Source organism: Hydrogenophaga sp. (genome assembly GCF_048549895.1).
Classification (GTDB): domain Bacteria; phylum Pseudomonadota; class Gammaproteobacteria; order Burkholderiales; family Burkholderiaceae_C; genus Hydrogenophaga.
The window spans coordinates 1-16,179 of sequence record NZ_JBLYYB010000196.1 but is presented as its reverse complement, the minus strand read 5'-3'; the positions used below and the strand labels follow the sequence as shown (position 1 = coordinate 16,179).

22 protein-coding genes are annotated in these 16,179 nt (G+C 66.0%); 11 read left to right on the top strand and 11 right to left on the bottom strand.

Annotated features, from left to right (window positions below):
• Both ACN4F8_RS18465 and ACN4F8_RS18460 read left to right on the top strand, forming a co-directional pair.
• Positions 1-263, top strand: a 263-nt coding sequence (locus tag ACN4F8_RS18465; protein WP_419474915.1) for a FitA-like ribbon-helix-helix domain-containing protein, incomplete at its 5' end; no start/stop codon positions are given.
• Positions 260-655, top strand: coding sequence for a type II toxin-antitoxin system VapC family toxin (locus tag ACN4F8_RS18460; RefSeq protein ID WP_419474914.1), 396 nt, complete (start codon positions 260-262; stop codon positions 653-655). The genes ACN4F8_RS18465 and ACN4F8_RS18460, both read left to right, overlap by 4 nt.
• Before the next feature lie 22 nt (positions 656-677).
• On the opposite strand, the gene ACN4F8_RS18455 is transcribed toward ACN4F8_RS18460, so the two are convergent.
• Together ACN4F8_RS18455 and ACN4F8_RS18450 are read right to left on the bottom strand one after the other, a co-directional pair.
• The gene (locus ACN4F8_RS18455; protein WP_419474913.1) at positions 678-1,040 is read right to left on the bottom strand and encodes a hypothetical protein; all 363 of its coding nucleotides are present in this window, start codon (positions 1,038-1,040) and stop codon (positions 678-680) included.
• On the bottom strand, positions 1,037-1,603 hold the full coding sequence (locus tag ACN4F8_RS18450; protein ID WP_419474912.1) for a cob(I)yrinic acid a,c-diamide adenosyltransferase: 567 nt from the start codon (positions 1,601-1,603) through the stop codon (positions 1,037-1,039). The genes ACN4F8_RS18455 and ACN4F8_RS18450 overlap by 4 nt, the downstream gene beginning before the upstream one ends.
• A 181-nt stretch (positions 1,604-1,784) precedes the next feature.
• Here ACN4F8_RS18450 and ACN4F8_RS18445 point away from each other — a divergent pair, with 181 nt between their 5' ends.
• Together ACN4F8_RS18445 and ACN4F8_RS18440 are read left to right on the top strand one after the other, a co-directional pair.
• On the top strand, positions 1,785-2,018 hold the full coding sequence (locus tag ACN4F8_RS18445) for a hypothetical protein (RefSeq protein ID WP_419474911.1): 234 nt from the start codon (positions 1,785-1,787) through the stop codon (positions 2,016-2,018).
• Between the two features lie 79 nt (positions 2,019-2,097).
• Entirely contained in the window at positions 2,098-3,522 is a 1,425-nt protein-coding gene (locus ACN4F8_RS18440; protein ID WP_419474910.1) for an FAD-binding oxidoreductase, read from the top strand.
• Between the two features lie 27 nt (positions 3,523-3,549).
• Here the strand turns inward: ACN4F8_RS18440 and ACN4F8_RS18435 are convergent, their stop codons facing one another.
• Entirely contained in the window at positions 3,550-4,368 is an 819-nt protein-coding gene (locus ACN4F8_RS18435; RefSeq protein ID WP_419474909.1) for a CmcJ/NvfI family oxidoreductase, read from the bottom strand.
• A gap of 25 nt (positions 4,369-4,393) precedes the next feature.
• Positions 4,394-5,032 (bottom strand): glutathione S-transferase family protein, encoded by a 639-nt coding sequence (locus ACN4F8_RS18430; protein WP_419474908.1) that lies wholly within the window; start codon positions 5,030-5,032, stop codon positions 4,394-4,396.
• Between the two features lie 119 nt (positions 5,033-5,151).
• Between ACN4F8_RS18430 and ACN4F8_RS18425 the strand changes: the two genes are divergently transcribed.
• Positions 5,152-6,090: a LysR family transcriptional regulator gene (locus ACN4F8_RS18425; protein WP_419474907.1), complete on the top strand. Its 939-nt coding sequence runs from the start codon at positions 5,152-5,154 to the stop codon at positions 6,088-6,090.
• A gap of 102 nt (positions 6,091-6,192) precedes the next feature.
• A complete protein-coding gene (locus tag ACN4F8_RS18420) occupies positions 6,193-6,525 on the top strand; it encodes a YegP family protein (RefSeq protein WP_419474906.1) in 333 nt (110 codons plus the stop codon).
• A 118-nt stretch (positions 6,526-6,643) separates the two neighbouring features.
• Here the strand turns inward: ACN4F8_RS18420 and ACN4F8_RS18415 are convergent, their stop codons facing one another.
• The 6 genes from ACN4F8_RS18415 to mnmG all read right to left on the bottom strand — a co-directional run bounded on the left by ACN4F8_RS18415 (position 6,644) and on the right by mnmG (position 12,259).
• Complete coding sequence (locus ACN4F8_RS18415) at positions 6,644-7,558, bottom strand: ParB/RepB/Spo0J family partition protein (protein ID WP_419474905.1); 915 nt, start codon at positions 7,556-7,558, stop codon at positions 6,644-6,646.
• A gap of 17 nt (positions 7,559-7,575) precedes the next feature.
• Positions 7,576-8,127 carry an RBBP9/YdeN family alpha/beta hydrolase gene (locus ACN4F8_RS18410; RefSeq protein WP_419474904.1) on the bottom strand — a complete coding sequence of 184 codons (552 nt, stop codon included), beginning with the start codon at positions 8,125-8,127 and terminating at the stop codon, positions 7,576-7,578.
• 16 nt (positions 8,128-8,143) lie between these two features.
• Entirely contained in the window at positions 8,144-8,914 is a 771-nt protein-coding gene (locus ACN4F8_RS18405) for a ParA family protein (RefSeq protein WP_419474903.1), read from the bottom strand.
• A gap of 6 nt (positions 8,915-8,920) precedes the next feature.
• Entirely contained in the window at positions 8,921-9,535 is a 615-nt protein-coding gene (locus ACN4F8_RS18400; RefSeq protein WP_419474902.1) for a LysE family transporter, read from the bottom strand.
• A 79-nt stretch (positions 9,536-9,614) separates the two neighbouring features.
• Positions 9,615-10,289 (bottom strand): 16S rRNA (guanine(527)-N(7))-methyltransferase RsmG, encoded by a 675-nt coding sequence (gene rsmG / locus ACN4F8_RS18395; protein ID WP_419474901.1) that lies wholly within the window; start codon positions 10,287-10,289, stop codon positions 9,615-9,617.
• Complete coding sequence (gene mnmG / locus ACN4F8_RS18390; RefSeq protein ID WP_419474900.1) at positions 10,286-12,259, bottom strand: tRNA uridine-5-carboxymethylaminomethyl(34) synthesis enzyme MnmG; 1,974 nt, start codon at positions 12,257-12,259, stop codon at positions 10,286-10,288. The genes rsmG and mnmG overlap by 4 nt, the downstream gene beginning before the upstream one ends.
• A gap of 207 nt (positions 12,260-12,466) precedes the next feature.
• Between mnmG and ACN4F8_RS18385 the strand changes: the two genes are divergently transcribed.
• The 5 genes from ACN4F8_RS18385 (at position 12,467) to ACN4F8_RS18365 (ending at position 14,923) form a co-directional block, all read left to right on the top strand.
• Positions 12,467-12,850, top strand: coding sequence for a hypothetical protein (locus ACN4F8_RS18385; RefSeq protein ID WP_419474899.1), 384 nt, complete (start codon positions 12,467-12,469; stop codon positions 12,848-12,850).
• Between the two features lie 23 nt (positions 12,851-12,873).
• On the top strand, positions 12,874-13,464 hold the full coding sequence (locus ACN4F8_RS18380) for an NADPH-dependent FMN reductase (RefSeq protein WP_419474898.1): 591 nt from the start codon (positions 12,874-12,876) through the stop codon (positions 13,462-13,464).
• A gap of 10 nt (positions 13,465-13,474) precedes the next feature.
• Entirely contained in the window at positions 13,475-13,768 is a 294-nt protein-coding gene (locus ACN4F8_RS18375; RefSeq protein ID WP_419474897.1) for a YkgJ family cysteine cluster protein, read from the top strand.
• Positions 13,769-13,860: 92 nt separating this feature from the next.
• Complete coding sequence (locus ACN4F8_RS18370; protein ID WP_419474896.1) at positions 13,861-14,052, top strand: YgaP family membrane protein; 192 nt, start codon at positions 13,861-13,863, stop codon at positions 14,050-14,052.
• Between the two features lie 100 nt (positions 14,053-14,152).
• The gene (locus ACN4F8_RS18365) at positions 14,153-14,923 is read left to right on the top strand and encodes a class II aldolase/adducin family protein (RefSeq protein WP_419474895.1); all 771 of its coding nucleotides are present in this window, start codon (positions 14,153-14,155) and stop codon (positions 14,921-14,923) included.
• Positions 14,924-14,952: 29 nt separating this feature from the next.
• On the opposite strand, the gene ACN4F8_RS18360 is transcribed toward ACN4F8_RS18365, so the two are convergent.
• On the bottom strand, positions 14,953-16,101 hold the full coding sequence (locus ACN4F8_RS18360) for an ATP-binding protein (RefSeq protein ID WP_419474894.1): 1,149 nt from the start codon (positions 16,099-16,101) through the stop codon (positions 14,953-14,955).
• Positions 16,102-16,179: the final 78 nt, after the last annotated feature.

Genomic DNA, 16,179 nt, shown 5'->3' with positions numbered 1-16,179 from the left:
TTATGGAGGCTCCCACCATGCCCACGACCCTGACCCTGAAAAACATTCCTGACGCGGTGTACACCCGTCTGAAGGCCTCTGCCGAGCTGCACCGGCGCAGCATGAACAGCGAAGCCATCGTGTGCCTGGAGGCCATGCTGGTACCCACCGAGATCACACCCGCAGAGCGGCTGGGCCGCGCACGTGAGCTCCGGGCAACGCTGAAATCCGCCCGGTTCCACGCCCGTGACATCGACCCGCTGAAGCGCGAAGGGCGCGCATGATCGTTGTCGATTCGAACGTGCTGGCCTACCTGTATTTGCCCGGGGAGTTCACGGAGGCCGCAGAAGCCCTGTTCAACAACGACCCGGCGTGGGCTGCACCCCTTCTTTGGCGCAGCGAGTTCCGCAACATTCTTGCTGGCTACCTGCGGCGCAAGAGCCTCACCTTTGAGCAGACCGTTGCGCTGCAAGAGGAAGCCGAGGACCTGCTGGCAGGCCGCGAGTACGAAGTCGACTCGAGAAGCGTTCTTGAATTGGTTCGCGGCAGCGACTGCTCAGCGTACGACTGTGAATTCATCGCACTGGCCGAAAAGCTCGGAGCCAGGCTCGTGACGATGGACAAGAAGCTTCTGAAGGCTTTTCCGACCCGCGCTGTTGCCTTGACATCTGCCTGACGAAGTGCGGGCGCGCGGTGCCTCAAACCCGCTCGCACCGCCCCATCGCCGTCGCCTGCCCCCGGAAGTCGCTGCTCCAGGTCTGCGCTGCCGTGTCGATCTGGATGCGTTCGTTGTCGATGGCGGTGAGGATCACCGTCTCCTGGATCGCGAAGGTGTAGACCGGCACGCCGTCGATCTGCACCGAACGCACGCGCTTCTTGTCGTAGGCGATGCTCACCGTGCGGGTCCAGGTGGTGCGCGCGGGCAGGTAGACGGCTTCACAAACAAGCGTGACTTCGCTGGCCTGAGCAGCGGCCTTGGGCGGCGCTTTGGTTTGTGCCGAGGCGGCAAACGGCAACGCTGCGCCCACACAGCAAGCCGCCGTGATCAGCGCGGCTTTCATTCGGCCGCACCCTGGGCCATGCGCTCGCTCTTCCAGTACACGTCGTCGCCGCCGTTCATGCGGTTGAGCACGCGGGCCAGCACGAACATGAGGTCGCTCAGGCGGTTGAGGTACTGGCGCGGCGTGTCCTTCAGGGCTTCTTCGTTGCCCAGGGCCACCACCGCGCGCTCGGCGCGGCGAGCCACGGTTCGGCACACGTGGGCCTGGCTGGCCGCGCGCGAGCCGGCGGGCAGGATGAACTCCTGCAGGCGCGGCAGGGTTTCGTTGTAGGTGGCCAGGGCTTCGTCGAGCGCGAGCACGGCCTCGGGCTTGAGCAGCTCGTAGCCGGGAATGGAGAGCTCACCACCCAGGTTGAAGAGCTGGTGCTGAATCTCCACCAGCACCGTGCGCACATCGGGTGCCATGTCTTCGCAGAGCAGCACGCCGATGTGGGAGTTGAGTTCGTCCACATCGCCCATGGCGTGCACGCGCAGGCTGTTCTTGGAGACGCGGGTGTTGTCGCCCAGGCCGGTGGTGCCGGCGTCGCCGGTGCGGGTGGCGATCTGGGTGAGGCGGTTGCCCATGGGGGGTCCTTGAATTGATTGGGGGTTGCCGGATTGTGCAACTTTGAGGTGCCGTAACGGGGTGCAGGGAAATGTGTCTGAGGCAAGCGAGTTGTCCGCGAGGCAACAGCGGGCAAAACTGCTGGCTCAGGATGCGGATGCCAGCGCTAATGGCCCCCTGTTCCACTCTCAGGAGACCCCGATGACGCAACGCCGACAACGACTCGCCGACTTCGAAGCCCGCAGCGTGCAACTGATCGCCGCCTGCACCCTGGGCCTGGCCGGCATGGCCAGCACACCCATCAGCCACGCAGCGCGCATCACCGGGCAGGCCACCAGCCTCACGGGCGCCTCCGGTCACAGCAGCACCACCGGCAACACGCGAATCAACCGCACCCCGGCCGCTCTGCTGCAAGCCGGGAAAGCCCGCACCTGAGCACGCTCGCACAAGACCCCGCGCCCGGGGCTGCCGGGCTTAAACTGACCGGCTGCACAAAACAGCCGGAGACTGCCCCATGAACGCCCCCACCGCCCACAGCCACCTCGCCCCGCAAGTGCACCAGCGCGTGGTGCCACCCGAGTTGATCGCGGCCTTGCAGGCCCGCTTTGGCGCGCAGTGTTCGACCGCCCTGGTGGTGCGCGAGCAGCACGGGCGCGACGAGTCGGTTTATGAGGTGCCACCGCCGGCCGCCGTGGTGTTCGCGCAAAGCACACAAGACGTGGCCGACGCGGTGAAGCTGGCGGCGCAATACCGCGTGCCGGTGATCCCGTTCGGCGTGGGCTCCTCGCTCGAAGGCCACCTGCTCGCGGTGCAGGGCGGTATCAGCATCGACGTGAGCCGCATGAACAGCGTGCTGGCCATCAACGCCGAAGACCTCACTGTGACGGTGCAACCCGGCGTGACACGCAAGGCGGTGAACGAAGCGGTGAAGAGCGAAGGCCTGTTCTTTCCGATCGACCCGGGTGCAGACGCGTCCATCGGCGGCATGTCGGCCACACGCGCCAGCGGCACGAACGCGGTGCGCTACGGCACCATGCGCGAGAACGTGCTGGCGCTCGAAGTGGTCACCGCCCAGGGCGAGGTCATCCGCACCGGCACGCGCGCCAAAAAATCATCGGCCGGCTACGACCTCACGCGCCTGATGGTGGGCAGCGAAGGCACGCTGGGCGTCATCACGGAAGTGACGCTCAAGCTCTACCCGCTGCCCGAGGCGATCTCGGCCGCGACCTGCTCCTTCCCCACCATCGAAGCCGCCGTGCGCACCGTGATCCAGGTGATCCAGCTCGGCGTGCCGATCGCGCGCTGCGAGCTGATCGACCACAACACGGTGCGCATGGTCAACGCGCACAGCAAGCTCGGCCTGCGCGAAGAAAACATGCTGCTGATGGAGTTCCACGGCTCGCCCGCGAGCGTGAAGGAACAGGCCGAGACGGTGCAGGAAATCGCGGCCGATTTCGGTGGCCAGGCCTTCGAATGGGCCGACACCCCCGAAGAGCGCACCCGCCTGTGGACCGCGCGGCACAACGCCTACTTCGCCGCCATCCAGAGCAAGCCCGGCTGCCGCGCGATTTCCACCGACACCTGCGTGCCCATCAGCAAACTCGCCGACTGCCTGCTGGACTCGGTGCTGGAGGCCGACGCGGCCGGCCTGCCCTACTTCCTGGTCGGCCATGTGGGCGACGGCAACTTCCACTTCGGCTATTTGATCGACCCGACCAAACCCGAAGAACACACCCTGGCCGAGCAGCTCAACCACCAGCTCGTGGCGCGCGCGCTCAGCCTGGAAGGCACCTGCACCGGCGAGCACGGCGTGGGCCTGCACAAGATGGACTTCCTGCTCACCGAAGCCGGTGCGGGCGCGGTGGACATGATGCGCACCATCAAGCGCGCCTTGGACCCGGACAACATCATGAATCCGGGGAAGATCTTCCCGATCTGAGTCGCCGGCCTGCGCGTGCGGGCCGCTTCAGAAGAACGCCATCGTCCGCACCTCGATGCTCTCGCGCTTGGGCGCGTCGGGCGCGGTGTCCGGGTGCTCGAACGCGGTGTGGCCCATGAAGCGGCAACGGCCATCGGTGGCGGCGTCGTAGGTCTTGAGCAGCAGCGCCTGGTGCGCTTCCATCTGCGGGAAGTAGAGCCAGCGGTGGCGCGGTGAATGGCGCATCACGTAGATCTCGCCAGTGCGCTCGCGGTACTTGAGGTCCATGCGCAGCATGTCGCCTTCGTCGTGTGTGGAGGCGTCGCACATGGCCAGCGGCAGTTCTTCCACGCGGCGGTAGAGCGGCTTCCACACGTTGAAGAAGGCCACCCGGCGCTGCAGCAAGTCGTCGGCCTCGTCGGGCAGGATGTCGCGCACCCGCTGCGGTCCGCTGTTGACGGTGTAGTCGCTGTGCACCAGCAGCACGGCCGGGCGCTGCACCGTGGTCTGGGCCTTGAGGTCGGCCGGCAGGCGCTTGCGGATGGTGTGGTCGAACACCTCCACGCGGCGCGCGCCGGTGTGGCGCTTCACGAAGTCCACCACCTGCGGGTAGAACGCCGAGACCACAGCGGCATCGTCCTCGAACTGTGCAAACTCAGCGCCGAAGTCGTGCAGCTCGAAACCCTCCCTGTCGAGCGACAGGCGCTCGCGCTCGGGCCAGGCGTCGTGGATGCTGACCTCCTGCAGGTCGGTCCCCGGCGGGTTGAGCACGGTGCCGGGGTCGGGCTCGTAGAAGTAGTAGTCCGGCGGGATGCCGTTGTCGACCGAGTAGTTGAGGGTCGCTCGAACGGGAGGGGTTGCGGTCATCGGTTTCTGCATGGTCAATCGGGGTTCATTGTTGGGTGGTGAAACCTTCGCCCACCCAGGTTTTTTGCCAGCTGGGCAGCCGCTCGACGCTCTCGGTGAGCCAGCGGCGCAGGTCGGGGTGCTCGCCCAGCGGGAGGCGCTGCCAGCCGTGCAGGTGCATGGGCGCGGCCAGCGCGATGTCGGCGATGGTGGGGCCATTGCCCACGATCCACTGGCGACCTTCGAGGCGTTTTTCCAGGATGTCGGCGAGCTTGTGGAACTGCGCGGCGTTGGTCTCCAGCACGGTCGCATCGGGCTGCCCGCCGAGCAGGGGCTTGACGCAGTTTTCAACCAGGTAGACGTAGCAGCTCGGGAACCAGCTGGAGGACTCCCAGAGCAGCCAGCGGTTGACGTCGGCGCGCTGGCGCAGGTCGGTGGGGTAGCAGGCGGCGTTGCCCACCAGGTCGGCGGCGTACTGCAGGATGGCGTTGGACTCCCAGAGCACGAGGTCGCCATGGACCATGGCGGGCACCGAGGCGTTGGGGTTGATCGCGATGTAAGGCTCGCTCTTCTGCTCGCCCTTGAAGTAGTCCACATGGACCAGCTCGTAGGGCGCGCCGATGAGGTCCAGCCCCGCGAGCACCTTGCGGCAGTTGATGGTGATCGGATCGGCGTGAATCTGCATGTTGTCTCCAATGTTTTTGGGGCGGTGATCGAGGGGTCACCTGAGCGCAGTCTAGGCATTGACTTCGCCGGGTGCATCTGCTCAACTGCCAACGGTTTGTGTCCAATCTGGCAACAATCGTGACGCCCTCGCCCCTCGCCGCCGCCATCTCCTCCGACATGCTCACGGCCTTTCTCAAGGTGGCCGACCGGTTGAGCGTGAGCGCCGCGGCCCATGAGCTGGGCATGGACAAAAGCGTGGTGAGCAAGCGCGTGGCCCAGTTGGAGAACAAGGTGCAGGCCACCTTGTTCAGCCGCTCCACGCGCAAGGTGGCGCTGACCCCGGCGGGTGAAGCCTATGTGGAGTACGCGCGCCGAGCGCTGGCCGAGATGCTGGCGGGCGAGGAGCGCCTGCGCGCCTTGCGCTCCGAGGTGAGTGGGCGCATCCGCATGACGGCGCCGGTGTCCTGGGGGCAGCGCGTGCTGGCCAAGCAGTTGCCGGAGTTCCTGCGCATGCACCCCTCCATCGAGGTGGAGCTGCAGCTGGTGGACCGCATGCTGGACATCGGCGGCGAACGCATCGACGTCGCCCTGCGCTGGACCGCCCATTCCCTGCAGGAACTCAGCGCGGTGCAGATTGCACCGGTGGGCTGGCTGCTGGCCGCCTCACCGGCCTACCTCGCCGCCCACGGCGTGCCCTCCGCCCCCGACGATCTGCGGGACCACAACTGCCTGTGCTACTGGCGCGACAGCGCCGACGACGTTTGGAGCCTGTTGCCGGCCTCGGAGGATGCGCCAGACCTTGCCTTGCAGCAGGTGCGCGTGGGTGGGCGTTACCACGTGGACAACCCCGAGGCCGTGGCCGAGGCGGCCATGGCGGGGATGGGCATCGCGCTGCTGCCCGACTACCTGTGCCAGGACGAACTGGCCAGCGGCCGCTTGCTGCGTGTGTTGCCCATGTGGACACCACAGACCAAGTTCGGCTCGCACATCATGGCCATCGGCGCGCCCGAGCGCATGGCGCTGGCGCGCAACCGCTTGCTGATCGGTTTCCTGCGCGACAGCCGCTTTCGGGTCTGACCGGGCACGGCCTGCGGTGCCGAGCCTGCGGCGCCAAGGGCCGCACAACCGCCATGTCCCGACTACGATGAGACCCTCTTTTCATCACATGCTGGAGGTCACATGGCAGGCTGGTACGAACTGGACAAGAACGACAAGGGCCAACATTCGTTTGTCCTGAAAGCGGCAAACGGCGAGGTGATTCTGCGCAGCGAGCTCTACGATTCGCGCGCTGGTGCCGACAACGGCATCGCGTCCGTGCAGAAGAACAGCCTCGTGGATACCGCTTACACACACAGCGACGCATCGGATGGTCGCTTCTACTTCAACCTCAAGGCCGCCAACCACCAGGTCATCGGCACCAGCCAGATGTACAAGACGGTGACAGCGCGCCATGCCGGCATGGAGTCGGTGCGAGTCAACGGGCCGACCACGGTGATCAAACACCCGGGTTGACCCGGCGCCCGCACCGGCGTCCCTGCCCGACGACCAACGCAACGACCTGCAAGGCCGAGATCCGCAAGCCGAGCGGAACCGCCCCGCATGGAGCCGTTCAACCGGGGCTGAGCCGCGCTCAGTGCCCGCCGCGCAGCTTGTCGATCAGGCCGTTGAGCGCGTCGAGCGAGCCGAACTGGATGGCAATCTCGCCCATTTCCTCGATGCGGCCGTGGCGCTTCACGCGCTTTTTCACCCGCACCTCGACCTCGGCCATCAGCAGATCGGCCAGCTCTTCTTCCACGCGGCGGATGTCGCGCGACTTGTCTTTCTTGAGCTTTTGCGGCGACAGCGCGAACTCGGCGCCGAGCTTTTTCACCAGGCTCTCGGCCTCACGCACCGACATCTTTTTCGCCGCGATCTGGTTGCCCGCTGTGATCTGATGGGCCTTGTCCAGCGCCAGCAGCGCGCGCGCGTGGCCCATGTCGAGATCACCCGCCATCAGCATGGTCTGCACTGGCTCGGCCAGTTGCAGCAGGCGCAGCAGGTTGCTGGCGGCGCTGCGCGAGCGGCCCACGGCCTGCGCAGCCTGTTCGTGAGTGAGTCCAAACTCTTTCACCAGGCGTTGCAGGCCCTGGGCCTCTTCCAGCGGATTGAGGTCTTCGCGCTGGATGTTTTCGATCAGCGCCATGGCCGCGGCCGACTCGTCGGGCACGTCGCGCACCAGCACCGGCACCCAATCCAGCCCCGCCAACCGGGAGGCTCGGAAACGGCGCTCGCCGGCAATGATTTCGTACTTGCCGGCGTTCGGGCCAGCGGTGAGCTGGCGCACCAGGATCGGCTGCATCACCCCTTGGGCCTTGATGCTCTCGGCCAGTTCGTACAGCGCGCCCTCGTCCATGTGGGTGCGGGGCTGGTACTGGCCAGCCACCAACTCGGTGAGCGGCAGGTTCGACGGCAGGCTGTCCGGGTCGGACGGTGCGCTGTCGACCACTTTGGGGCCCAGCAGAGCTTCGAGTCCACGGCCGAGGCCCTTGGGTTTTTTGGTGACCATGGGTCGTCTTTCGAGTGTCAGAGATTCAGGAGTTCAGCGAGCACCGCATGGCCAGCGGGCCAGTCGCCCAGGCCGGACTCGGCGTTGATGTGGCCGGCTTCGCCCAGGTCGACGAAGCGCGAGCCCCAGGCGGCGGCGAAGGCCTGCGCGCGCTCGAAGCTGCAATACGGGTCGTTGCGGCTGCCCACCAACACGCTGGGGAACGGCAGGCGCTGCATGGGAATGGGCGACCAGCTGGGCAGCACCGGGCGCATCTCTTCGCGCTCGGCGTCGCCGGGTGCGACCAGCAGCGCGGCCTTCACGCGCGCGGTGTTCTGTGAGTGAGCGGCCCAGGCGGCGGCGTGCAGGCAGCCCAGGCTGTGGGCCACGAGCACGGCCGGTCCATCTTCATCTGTGTTGCAGGTGAACAGCACCTCCTCCAGTCGGGCGATCCAGTCACCGCGCCGGGGCTGCAGCCAGTCGTGCTGGTCCACGCGGCGGTAGCCGTGGGTGGCTTCCCAGCGGCTTTGCCAGTGCTCGGGGCCGCTGTTCTGCCAGCCGGGCAGGATGAGGACGTTCTGAGGATTCACGTGAAACAACCTGGGTTCACAACTTGTCGATGCGGTCGACCATTTCTTTGGCAAACGCCACGAAAGCCTGGCTGCCGCGGGCTGACGGGTCGAAGATCACGCCCGGCAGACCGTAGCTCGGCGCTTCGGCCAGGCGCACGTTGCGCGGGATCACCGTGTCGAACACCTTGTCGCCGAAATGGGCCTTGAGCTGGTCGCTCACCTGCTGCTGCAGGGTGATGCGCGGGTCGAACATGACGCGCAACAGGCCGATGATGGCGAGATCCTTGTTGAGGTTGGCGTGCACCTGCTTGATGGTGTTGACCAGATCGGTCAGGCCTTCGAGCGCGAAGTACTCGCACTGCATGGGCACGATCACGCCGTGCGCGGCGCACAGGCCGTTGAGGGTGAGCATGCTCAAACTGGGCGGGCAGTCGATCAGCACAAAGTCGTAGCTGTCCAGCACCTCGGCCAGCGCGGTCTTCAGGCGCTTCTCGCGCCGCTCCACCTCGACCAGTTCCACCTCGGCGCCGGCCAGCTCGCGGTTGGCACCGAGCACGTGGTAGCCGCACTTTTCCGAGTAGACCGCGGCTTCCGCCACCGAGGCGGACTCCAGCAGCACGTCGTAGACCGAGAGCGCCATCTGCCGCTTGTCCACGCCCGAGCCCATGGTCGCGTTGCCCTGCGGATCGAGATCAATCATCAACACGCGCTGGCCCACCTTGGCCAGGCCGGCGGCCAGATTGACGGTGGTTGTCGTTTTGCCAACGCCGCCTTTTTGGTTGGCAATGCAGAAAATCTTGGCCATCGGTGCTTACTTCGAGATGGCCAGCTTGATGCCGAAACCGATGAGGAAAACCCCGGCAAGCTTCTCCAGCGCCCGGCCGATGACCGGATTGGCGCGCATGCGCTCGGCCAGAAAGTGGGTGAGCAGCACCGCCGCCAAGCCGTACAGAAACGTGAGCACCGCCACGGTGGTGGCCATGGCGCCGAAGGTGATCAGGCCCTGGTGGCGGGTCGGGTCCACGAACAACGGGAAAAAGGCCATGTAGAAGACGATGGCCTTGGGGTTGAGCAAGGTGATGACCGCGGCCTGCTGGAAATACTGGCGCGGAAGGATGTTGAGCACCGGCGCGTCGCCGGGTTTGGCGGTCAGCATCTTCCAGCCCAGCCAGGCCAGGTAGGCCGCGCCCAGCCACTGCACCGCGCTGAACGCCGCCGGGTACGCCGCCAGCAGGGCCGCCACGCCGGCCACCGCGAGCCACATCAGCACCTGGTCGCCCACGATCACACCGAAGGTGGCGGCCAGCCCGCCGCGCACGCCTCCCTTGCCGGTGGAGGTGATCAGCGCCAGATTGCCCGGTCCGGGGATGAGCAGGAAGACGACGATGGCGGCGACAAAAGCGCCGTAGTCTGCGATGCCGAACATGGAGAACCCCCGGAAAGTGGACGTTCGAGTTTACGTGAAGGGTTTGAGCGCCAGCGGCGCGCCCGGCGCGTTGTGATGCTCAGGCCACAGCCGCTGGCCCGGGGCGCATCCAGACGATGCAGCGCTCGGCGTCCAGCCCCGGCACCCGAAGCTGTTCCACGTGAAACACATCCACCGCGCACGCCTCGGACGCCAGCGTAGCCAGCTCGTCAGCGGGGTGTTTGCCCTTCATGGCCATCCAGATGCCGCCCTCGTTCAGAGCGCTCGTGGACCAGTTGGTGAAGTCCACCAGCGAGGCGAAAGCGCGCGAGCACACCACGTCGTAGCCCTGCCCCGACAAGGCGTTGAGGCTTTCCACCCGGGCGTGCAGCCCGCGCAGATTGGGCAGCTTGAGCGTGGCGGCCGCCTGCTGGATGAAGGCCGCCTTCTTGGCCACCGTGTCCACACAGGTCACGCTGATCTGCGGACAGGCGATGGCGATCACCACCCCGGGCAGGCCGCCACCTGAACCCACATCCAGCAGCTTCACCGGCTGATCGCCCACTTGGCTGATCAAGGGTGTGATCGCGGCCAGGCTGTCGAGCAGGTGGTGCGTCATCATCTCGGCCGGGTCGCGCACGGCCGTGAGGTTGTAGACCTTGTTCCACTTCTGCAGCAGGCCCAAATACTCGAGCAGCAGATCGACCTGGCGCGCGTCGAGCGCGAGCTGGAGCGACTGCAGGCCGGCCTGCAGGGTGGTCCTCAAGTCGCTCATGCCTCAGCGTCCGCCGCAACCGGCAGTGTGGCGAAACCCTTGAACCCACCCTTTTTCAGGTGGATCAGCAGCAGCGAGATGCTCGCGGGCGTGATGCCCGAGATGCGCGAGGCCTGGCCCAAGGTCTCGGGCCGGTGCTTGGCCAGCTTCTGCCGGGCTTCAAACGACAGCGCCGTCACTTGCAAATAGTCCAGGTCGGCCGGCAGCTTCAGGCCCTCGTAGTGCGACGCCCGCTCCACCTCGTTTTTCTGGCGGTCGATGTAGCCCGAGTACTTGGCCGCGATCTCCACCTGCTCCACCACCGGCTCCAGCAGATCGCCCAGTGTTTCACGTGAAACATCCGGGCCCACGTACTTGCCGCCGTCCAGCCCCACGAGGTCGGCATACGCCACGCCAGGCCGGCGCAACAAATCAAACAGGTTGTGCTCGTGCTCAATGGCCTTGCCCAGCACCCGCTCGGACTCGGCCGCCGGCAGGCTGCGCGGATTCACCCAGGTCGCCTTCAGGCGCTCTGTTTCACGTGAAACCGCATCGCGCTTGCGGCAGAAAGCGTCCCACTGCGCGTCCCCCACCAGACCCATGCGGCGGCCGGCTTCGGTCAGGCGCATGTCGGCGTTGTCTTCGCGCAGCTGCAGGCGGAACTCGGCGCGGCTGGTGAACATGCGGTAGGGCTCGGTCACGCCCTGGGTAATGAGGTCGTCCACCAGCACGCCCAAATAGGCCTCATCGCGCCCGGGCAACCAGGCCGCCTCACCCCGGCACTGCAGCGCCGCGTTGATGCCGGCGAACATGCCTTGCGCCGCCGCCTCCTCATAGCCGGTGGTGCCGTTGATCTGGCCCGCGAAGAACAGGCCCTGGATCTGCTTGGTCTCGAAGCTGCTCTTGAGCGAGCGCGGGTCGAAGTAGTCGTATTCGATGGCGTAGCCCGGCCGCAGGATGTGCGCGTTCTCCAGGCCCTTCATGCTGCGCACCAGCTCGTACTGGATGTCGAACGGCAGGCTGGTGGAGATGCCGTTGGGGTAAACCTCGTGCGTGGTCAGGCCCTCGGGCTCCAGAAAGATCTGGTGGCTGTCTTTGTCGGCGAAGCGGTTGATCTTGTCTTCCACGCTCGGGCAGTAGCGCGGGCCCACGCCCTCGATCTTGCCGGTGAACATGGGGCTGCGGTCGAAGCCGGAGCGGATGATGTCGTGCGTGCGCTCGTTGGTGTGGGTGATCCAGCACGGCACCTGCGCCGGGTGCATGGCCACGTTGCCCATGAAGCTGAACACCGGCACGGGCTGGTCGGCATTCATGCCGCCGGGCACGCCGTCACCGGGCTGTTCGGTGCACTTCGAATAGTCGATGCTGCGGCCGTCCAGGCGCGGCGGTGTGCCGGTTTTCAGGCGGCCTTGCGGCAGCTTCAGCTCTTTCAGCCGCGCCGAGAGCGACACGGCGGGCGGGTCGCCCGCGCGGCCAGCGGCGTAGTTGTTCAGCCCCACGTGGATCTTGCCGTCCAGAAAAGTGCCGGCCGTCAACACCACCGTGCGGCTGCGGAAGCGGATGCCCACTTGCGTCACGGCCCCCACCACGCGGTCGCCTTCCACCATCAAATCGTCCACCGCCTGCTGGAAGAGCCACAAATTGGGCTGGTTTTCCAGCATGCGGCGGATGGCGGCCTTGTAGAGCACGCGGTCGGCCTGGGCGCGGGTGGCGCGCACGGCCGGGCCCTTGGAGCTGTTCAGGATGCGGAACTGGATGCCGCCCTCGTCGGTGGCCAGCGCCATCGCACCGCCCATGGCGTCCACCTCTTTCACCAGGTGGCCCTTGCCGATGCCGCCGATGCTGGGGTTGCAGCTCATCTGGCCCAGCGTCTCGATGTTGTGGGTCAACAGCAATGTGCGCTGCCCCATGCGGGCGGCCGCCAGCGCGGCTTCGGTGCCGGCGTGGCCGCCGCCGACGACGATGACGTCAAATTCCTGGGGGTACAACATGGTGGTTTTCGCTTCCGGGGTGCTGCTGGCCCGGCGCCCCGGGCAACCCGGGATTGTCCCACCGTTGGGCCTTTTCTGCCCCGGCCCGCCATCGAGCACTCACCGGCGCCCGCCGCGCCCAGCACGCCGACCGGATGGTGCGCACGCACACGCCTTCCTAACCTGAACACCTGCCCATTCCCGGGCAACCAACAGGAAGGACTCCCCATGAAAACCACCTGGCTCCTGGCCAGCTCCACCGCACTCGCCTGCTTCAACGCACAGGCCGCCGGCGTCATGTTCGGCATCAGCCACAACTTCGGCGGCGACACCGGCGTCACCTTCAAGATCCTGTCGTCCGACCGCCGCAACCGGCCGGTGGTGGCTGCGGGCGTGAGCTTCTTCCCCGGCGAGGGCCGCCGCATCGGGCTGGACCTGGGCGTGGGCTACAACTTTGGCCGAACCACCGTCACCTTCAGCCGCGACCTGAACATGGAACGCTTCCAGATGGCCTGGGGTCTCGCCAGCCGCCGCTGCCCGCCAGCAAACGCGGCGGCACCGGTCGCCTCACCGCCGCCGCCACCACCCGACTTCTTCGACAGCACGTTCTGAGCGAAGGCCGCGACAATCGCGGCATGAGCACACCCCTACCCCTCCTCGTCTTCGCCGGCAGCACCCGCGCGAAATCCTTCAATCGACAACTCGCCACCGCCGCCTCCACTTACGCCGGCACCGCCGGCGCCCAGGTCACCCACCTCGAACTCGCCGACTTCGACCTGCCGATCTACAACGCCGACCTGGAAGCACGTGGCACACCCGCCGCGGCCGTCAAACTCAAAGAGATCTTCCACGCCCACCCGGCCTGGATCATCGCTTCGCCCGAGTACAACGGCAGCTACACCGCCCTCCTGAAAAACACCATCGACTGGGTCTCCAGCCCCATCAAGGGCGACCCGCTCTGGTCCAGCGGCACCAAACCGTTTGCCGGCAAGGTGGTGGGCCTGCTCAGCGCCTCGCCGGGCGCTCTGGGCGGCCTGAGAAGCCTGTCACACCTCACTCCGCTGCTACTGAACTTGCAGTGCTGGGTGGCGCCAAAACAGTTTGCCCTGTCCCGGGCGGGCGAAGCCTTCGACCCCGATGGTCAGCTATCCACCGAGGCCGCGCGCAACGCCGTGCGCGGCGTGGTCGACCAGGTGCTGTGGGCCGGTCAGCGCCTGCGGGCCTGAGCGCGACAGCATGGTCTCAACCGCCCTGGCCTGCCGCCCCGGCTGCGCCGCCTGCTGCACCGCACCGTCGATCAGCAGCCCGTTGCCTGGCCTGCCGTTGGGCAAGCCGGCCGGCATCGCTTGCCCGCAGCTGGACGCCGAGTTGCGCTGCCGCCTGTTCGGCCAGCCCGAGCGCCCGGCGGTGTGCAGCTCGCTCGCGCCCGGCCCCGAGATGTGCGGTGACAACCGCGAACACGCCATGACCTGGCTGACCCGGCTGGAGCGCGCCACCCAGCCCGGCGTGAAGCCCCTCGCGGCGCATTGACGCAGGTCAAGGCACACCAGCTCCAGCAAGCGCCCAATCAAGGCCCGGCTGCTCCAGGCCGGGTTTGCATGTCGCTTCACAGGAGACACACCATGACCCACAACGTCGGCGGCATCGACCGCATCCTTCGCATCACCATCGGCCTGGCCTTGATTGCCGCGGCCGCCACCGGCACCGTGGGCTGGTGGGGCTACCTCGGCGTGCTGCCCCTGCTCACCGGCCTGGTGGGCTGGTGCCCGCCCTACGCCCTGCTGGGCTTCAACACCTGCGCCATGAAGAAATGAGCCGCCTGGCGCCTCTGTCCTTGCTGGGACAGGACAGGCGCGCCCCAGCGGCATACAGTGCAGGGCTTGCGCCCGCCCGAGGCGCGCCAGGAGACACACCATGCACATCCCCTCCCTCAAAGAACTCGTCAGCGCCGAAGAATGGGCGCTGCGTTGCGATCTCGCCGCCTGTTACCGGCTGGTCGCGGCCTACGGCTGGAGCGATCTGGTCTTCACCCACATCAGCGCCAAGCTGCCCGACTCGGTCACCGGTGGTGAGCACCACTTCCTCATCAACCCCTACGGCCTGATGTTTGACGAGATCACGGCGAGCAGTCTGGTCAAGGTCGACATGGCCTGCAACAAGCTCATCGACTCGCCCTTCCCGGTGAACCCGGCCGGCTTTGTGATCCACAGCGCCGTGCACGAAGCGCGGCCCGAAGCCGGCTGCGTCATGCACACCCACTCGCGCGCCGGCGTGGCCGTGAGCGCGCAGAAAGCCGGCATCCTGCCCATCAGCCAGCAAAGCACGTTTGTGCTGGCTTCGCTGGCGTACCACGCCTACGAAGGCGTGGCCTTGCGGGCCGAAGAAAAGGTGCGCCTGCAGGCCGACCTGGGCACAGCCAACCACCTTGTGCTGCGCAACCACGGCCTGCTCACCGTGGGCAAAACCATCCCCGACGCCTTCCTGGCCATGTACACACTGGAGAACACCTGCCGCATCCAGATCGACGCCCTGGCCGGCGGCACCGAACTCACCCAGGTCGACCCCGCCATATTGGCCAGCATGGCGGATGTGATGCGCGTGGCCACGGCGGGGCTGGGGTCGCAGCTGGCCTGGCCGGCGTTGTTGAGGAAGGTGGAGAAGCTGGATGCGGGGTACAGGACCTGAGGGTCTCCGAAGGGCCATGCACCACGCAGCTACGCTTTGCTCGGTTTCTCCACGTAATTGCGGATCAGGTATTCGTTGAACATGGGAACGGTGAACGCAATGTCGCCATGCGATGGGCTGTAGATCATTCCCTTGCTGATGATCTGCGCACGCCGCGGGCCCAGGCTTTGATGGGTTTCTTTCAATGCGTCCGCGACATCCGATGACCTGTATGGTCCGTCCCCAAGTTTGGCCATTGCAATCACATACTCTCGCTCTTTAGGCGTCAAGCGATCGAATCGCACCTTGAAGAAGCCTTCGTCCAGCCGTTTCGTCGCTTCTCCTGCCGCCTTCGCTGCGTCCTCCAGCCGGATGTGCGGTCCCTGGGCGAGGTTCCAGCACTGATAGCCCCACTCCTGCAAAAAGTAGGGGTAACCATGGGTCTTTGCCAAGATGTCTCTGATCGCTCCATCGTCAATGTGCTCACCCTCATCCTCGATGGGCTGCCTGATGGCGATCGCCGCATCCGCCCCCACAAGTGCGCCAACCGCCGGGTAGTGAAAGAGCCGCTCAGCGTAGGATTTCGCATCGCCAGAAAACGCTGCAACCTGTGGCAACCCTGCACCGAAGAACAAAACCGGTAAATCTCTCTGGTTGATCTTGTGCAAAGCGACGATCAGAGCCGCCAGATCTGCCGAGCGCAGGTACTGAACTTCGTCAATGAGAAGCGTCCAGGCCTTACCGGCGGCTTTTGCAGCCTCCCCTACGCGCACAAACAGTTCGGGCAGGTCCGCCTCCATGTCTCCGCTGTCCGCCACCCCGACTTCCGGATCAACTGAAATTGAAGCATCTCCGTATGAGAGCTTGAACGCAGAGGCGAACGAGCGAAGTGCCCGAAGAGCCTGATGGGCCTTGGCCTTCGCGTTCTGCGAAGTCGAGAGTTTGCGCAAGGCTTGATTGATTTTTGGTACGAGCAACTCACTGAGCGCCTTCCCCTCCGGCGCTTCGATCGAGGATGTGATGTGCCCGGCGGCTTCGGCCATCTCTTCGATTTTGTTCAGCAGCACCGTCTTTCCAACGCCACGCAGGCCAAGCAACATCTGTGAGCGGCTTGGCTTGCCCAACAGCGCCCGTTGAATGGCTGTCTGCGCGTCTTGAAGGATGGCTTCGCGTCCGGCAAGCTGGGTATTTCGGACCAACGTGACCGCTGGTTTCGGTATCGTGACCGAGGATTTCGGCCCATCGTGACCGACTCCGTTGTCGGTTCATCGTGACCG

Bases quoted from the DNA above. Each gene is read 5' to 3' on its own strand.
- ACN4F8_RS18370 (WP_419474896.1), top strand. From the start codon at position 13,861: ATGACCCACAACGTCGGCGGCATCGACCGCATCCTTCGCATCACCATC.
- ACN4F8_RS18450 (WP_419474912.1), bottom strand. From the start codon at position 1,603: ATGGGCAACCGCCTCACCCAGATCGCCACCCGCACCGGCGACGCCGGC.
- ACN4F8_RS18460 (WP_419474914.1), top strand. From the start codon at position 260: ATGATCGTTGTCGATTCGAACGTGCTGGCCTACCTGTATTTGCCCGGG.
- ACN4F8_RS18375 (WP_419474897.1), top strand. From the start codon at position 13,475: ATGGTCTCAACCGCCCTGGCCTGCCGCCCCGGCTGCGCCGCCTGCTGC.
- ACN4F8_RS18440 (WP_419474910.1), top strand. From the start codon at position 2,098: ATGAACGCCCCCACCGCCCACAGCCACCTCGCCCCGCAAGTGCACCAG.
- ACN4F8_RS18380 (WP_419474898.1), top strand. From the start codon at position 12,874: ATGAGCACACCCCTACCCCTCCTCGTCTTCGCCGGCAGCACCCGCGCG.
- ACN4F8_RS18445 (WP_419474911.1), top strand. From the start codon at position 1,785: ATGACGCAACGCCGACAACGACTCGCCGACTTCGAAGCCCGCAGCGTG.
- ACN4F8_RS18435 (WP_419474909.1), bottom strand. From the start codon at position 4,368: ATGACCGCAACCCCTCCCGTTCGAGCGACCCTCAACTACTCGGTCGAC.
- ACN4F8_RS18385 (WP_419474899.1), top strand. From the start codon at position 12,467: ATGAAAACCACCTGGCTCCTGGCCAGCTCCACCGCACTCGCCTGCTTC.
- ACN4F8_RS18365 (WP_419474895.1), top strand. From the start codon at position 14,153: ATGCACATCCCCTCCCTCAAAGAACTCGTCAGCGCCGAAGAATGGGCG.
- ACN4F8_RS18420 (WP_419474906.1), top strand. From the start codon at position 6,193: ATGGCAGGCTGGTACGAACTGGACAAGAACGACAAGGGCCAACATTCG.
- ACN4F8_RS18430 (WP_419474908.1), bottom strand. From the start codon at position 5,032: ATGCAGATTCACGCCGATCCGATCACCATCAACTGCCGCAAGGTGCTC.
- ACN4F8_RS18400 (WP_419474902.1), bottom strand. From the start codon at position 9,535: ATGTTCGGCATCGCAGACTACGGCGCTTTTGTCGCCGCCATCGTCGTC.
- ACN4F8_RS18455 (WP_419474913.1), bottom strand. From the start codon at position 1,040: ATGAAAGCCGCGCTGATCACGGCGGCTTGCTGTGTGGGCGCAGCGTTG.
- mnmG (WP_419474900.1), bottom strand. From the start codon at position 12,259: ATGTTGTACCCCCAGGAATTTGACGTCATCGTCGTCGGCGGCGGCCAC.
- rsmG (WP_419474901.1), bottom strand. From the start codon at position 10,289: ATGAGCGACTTGAGGACCACCCTGCAGGCCGGCCTGCAGTCGCTCCAG.
- ACN4F8_RS18415 (WP_419474905.1), bottom strand. From the start codon at position 7,558: ATGGTCACCAAAAAACCCAAGGGCCTCGGCCGTGGACTCGAAGCTCTG.
- ACN4F8_RS18405 (WP_419474903.1), bottom strand. From the start codon at position 8,914: ATGGCCAAGATTTTCTGCATTGCCAACCAAAAAGGCGGCGTTGGCAAA.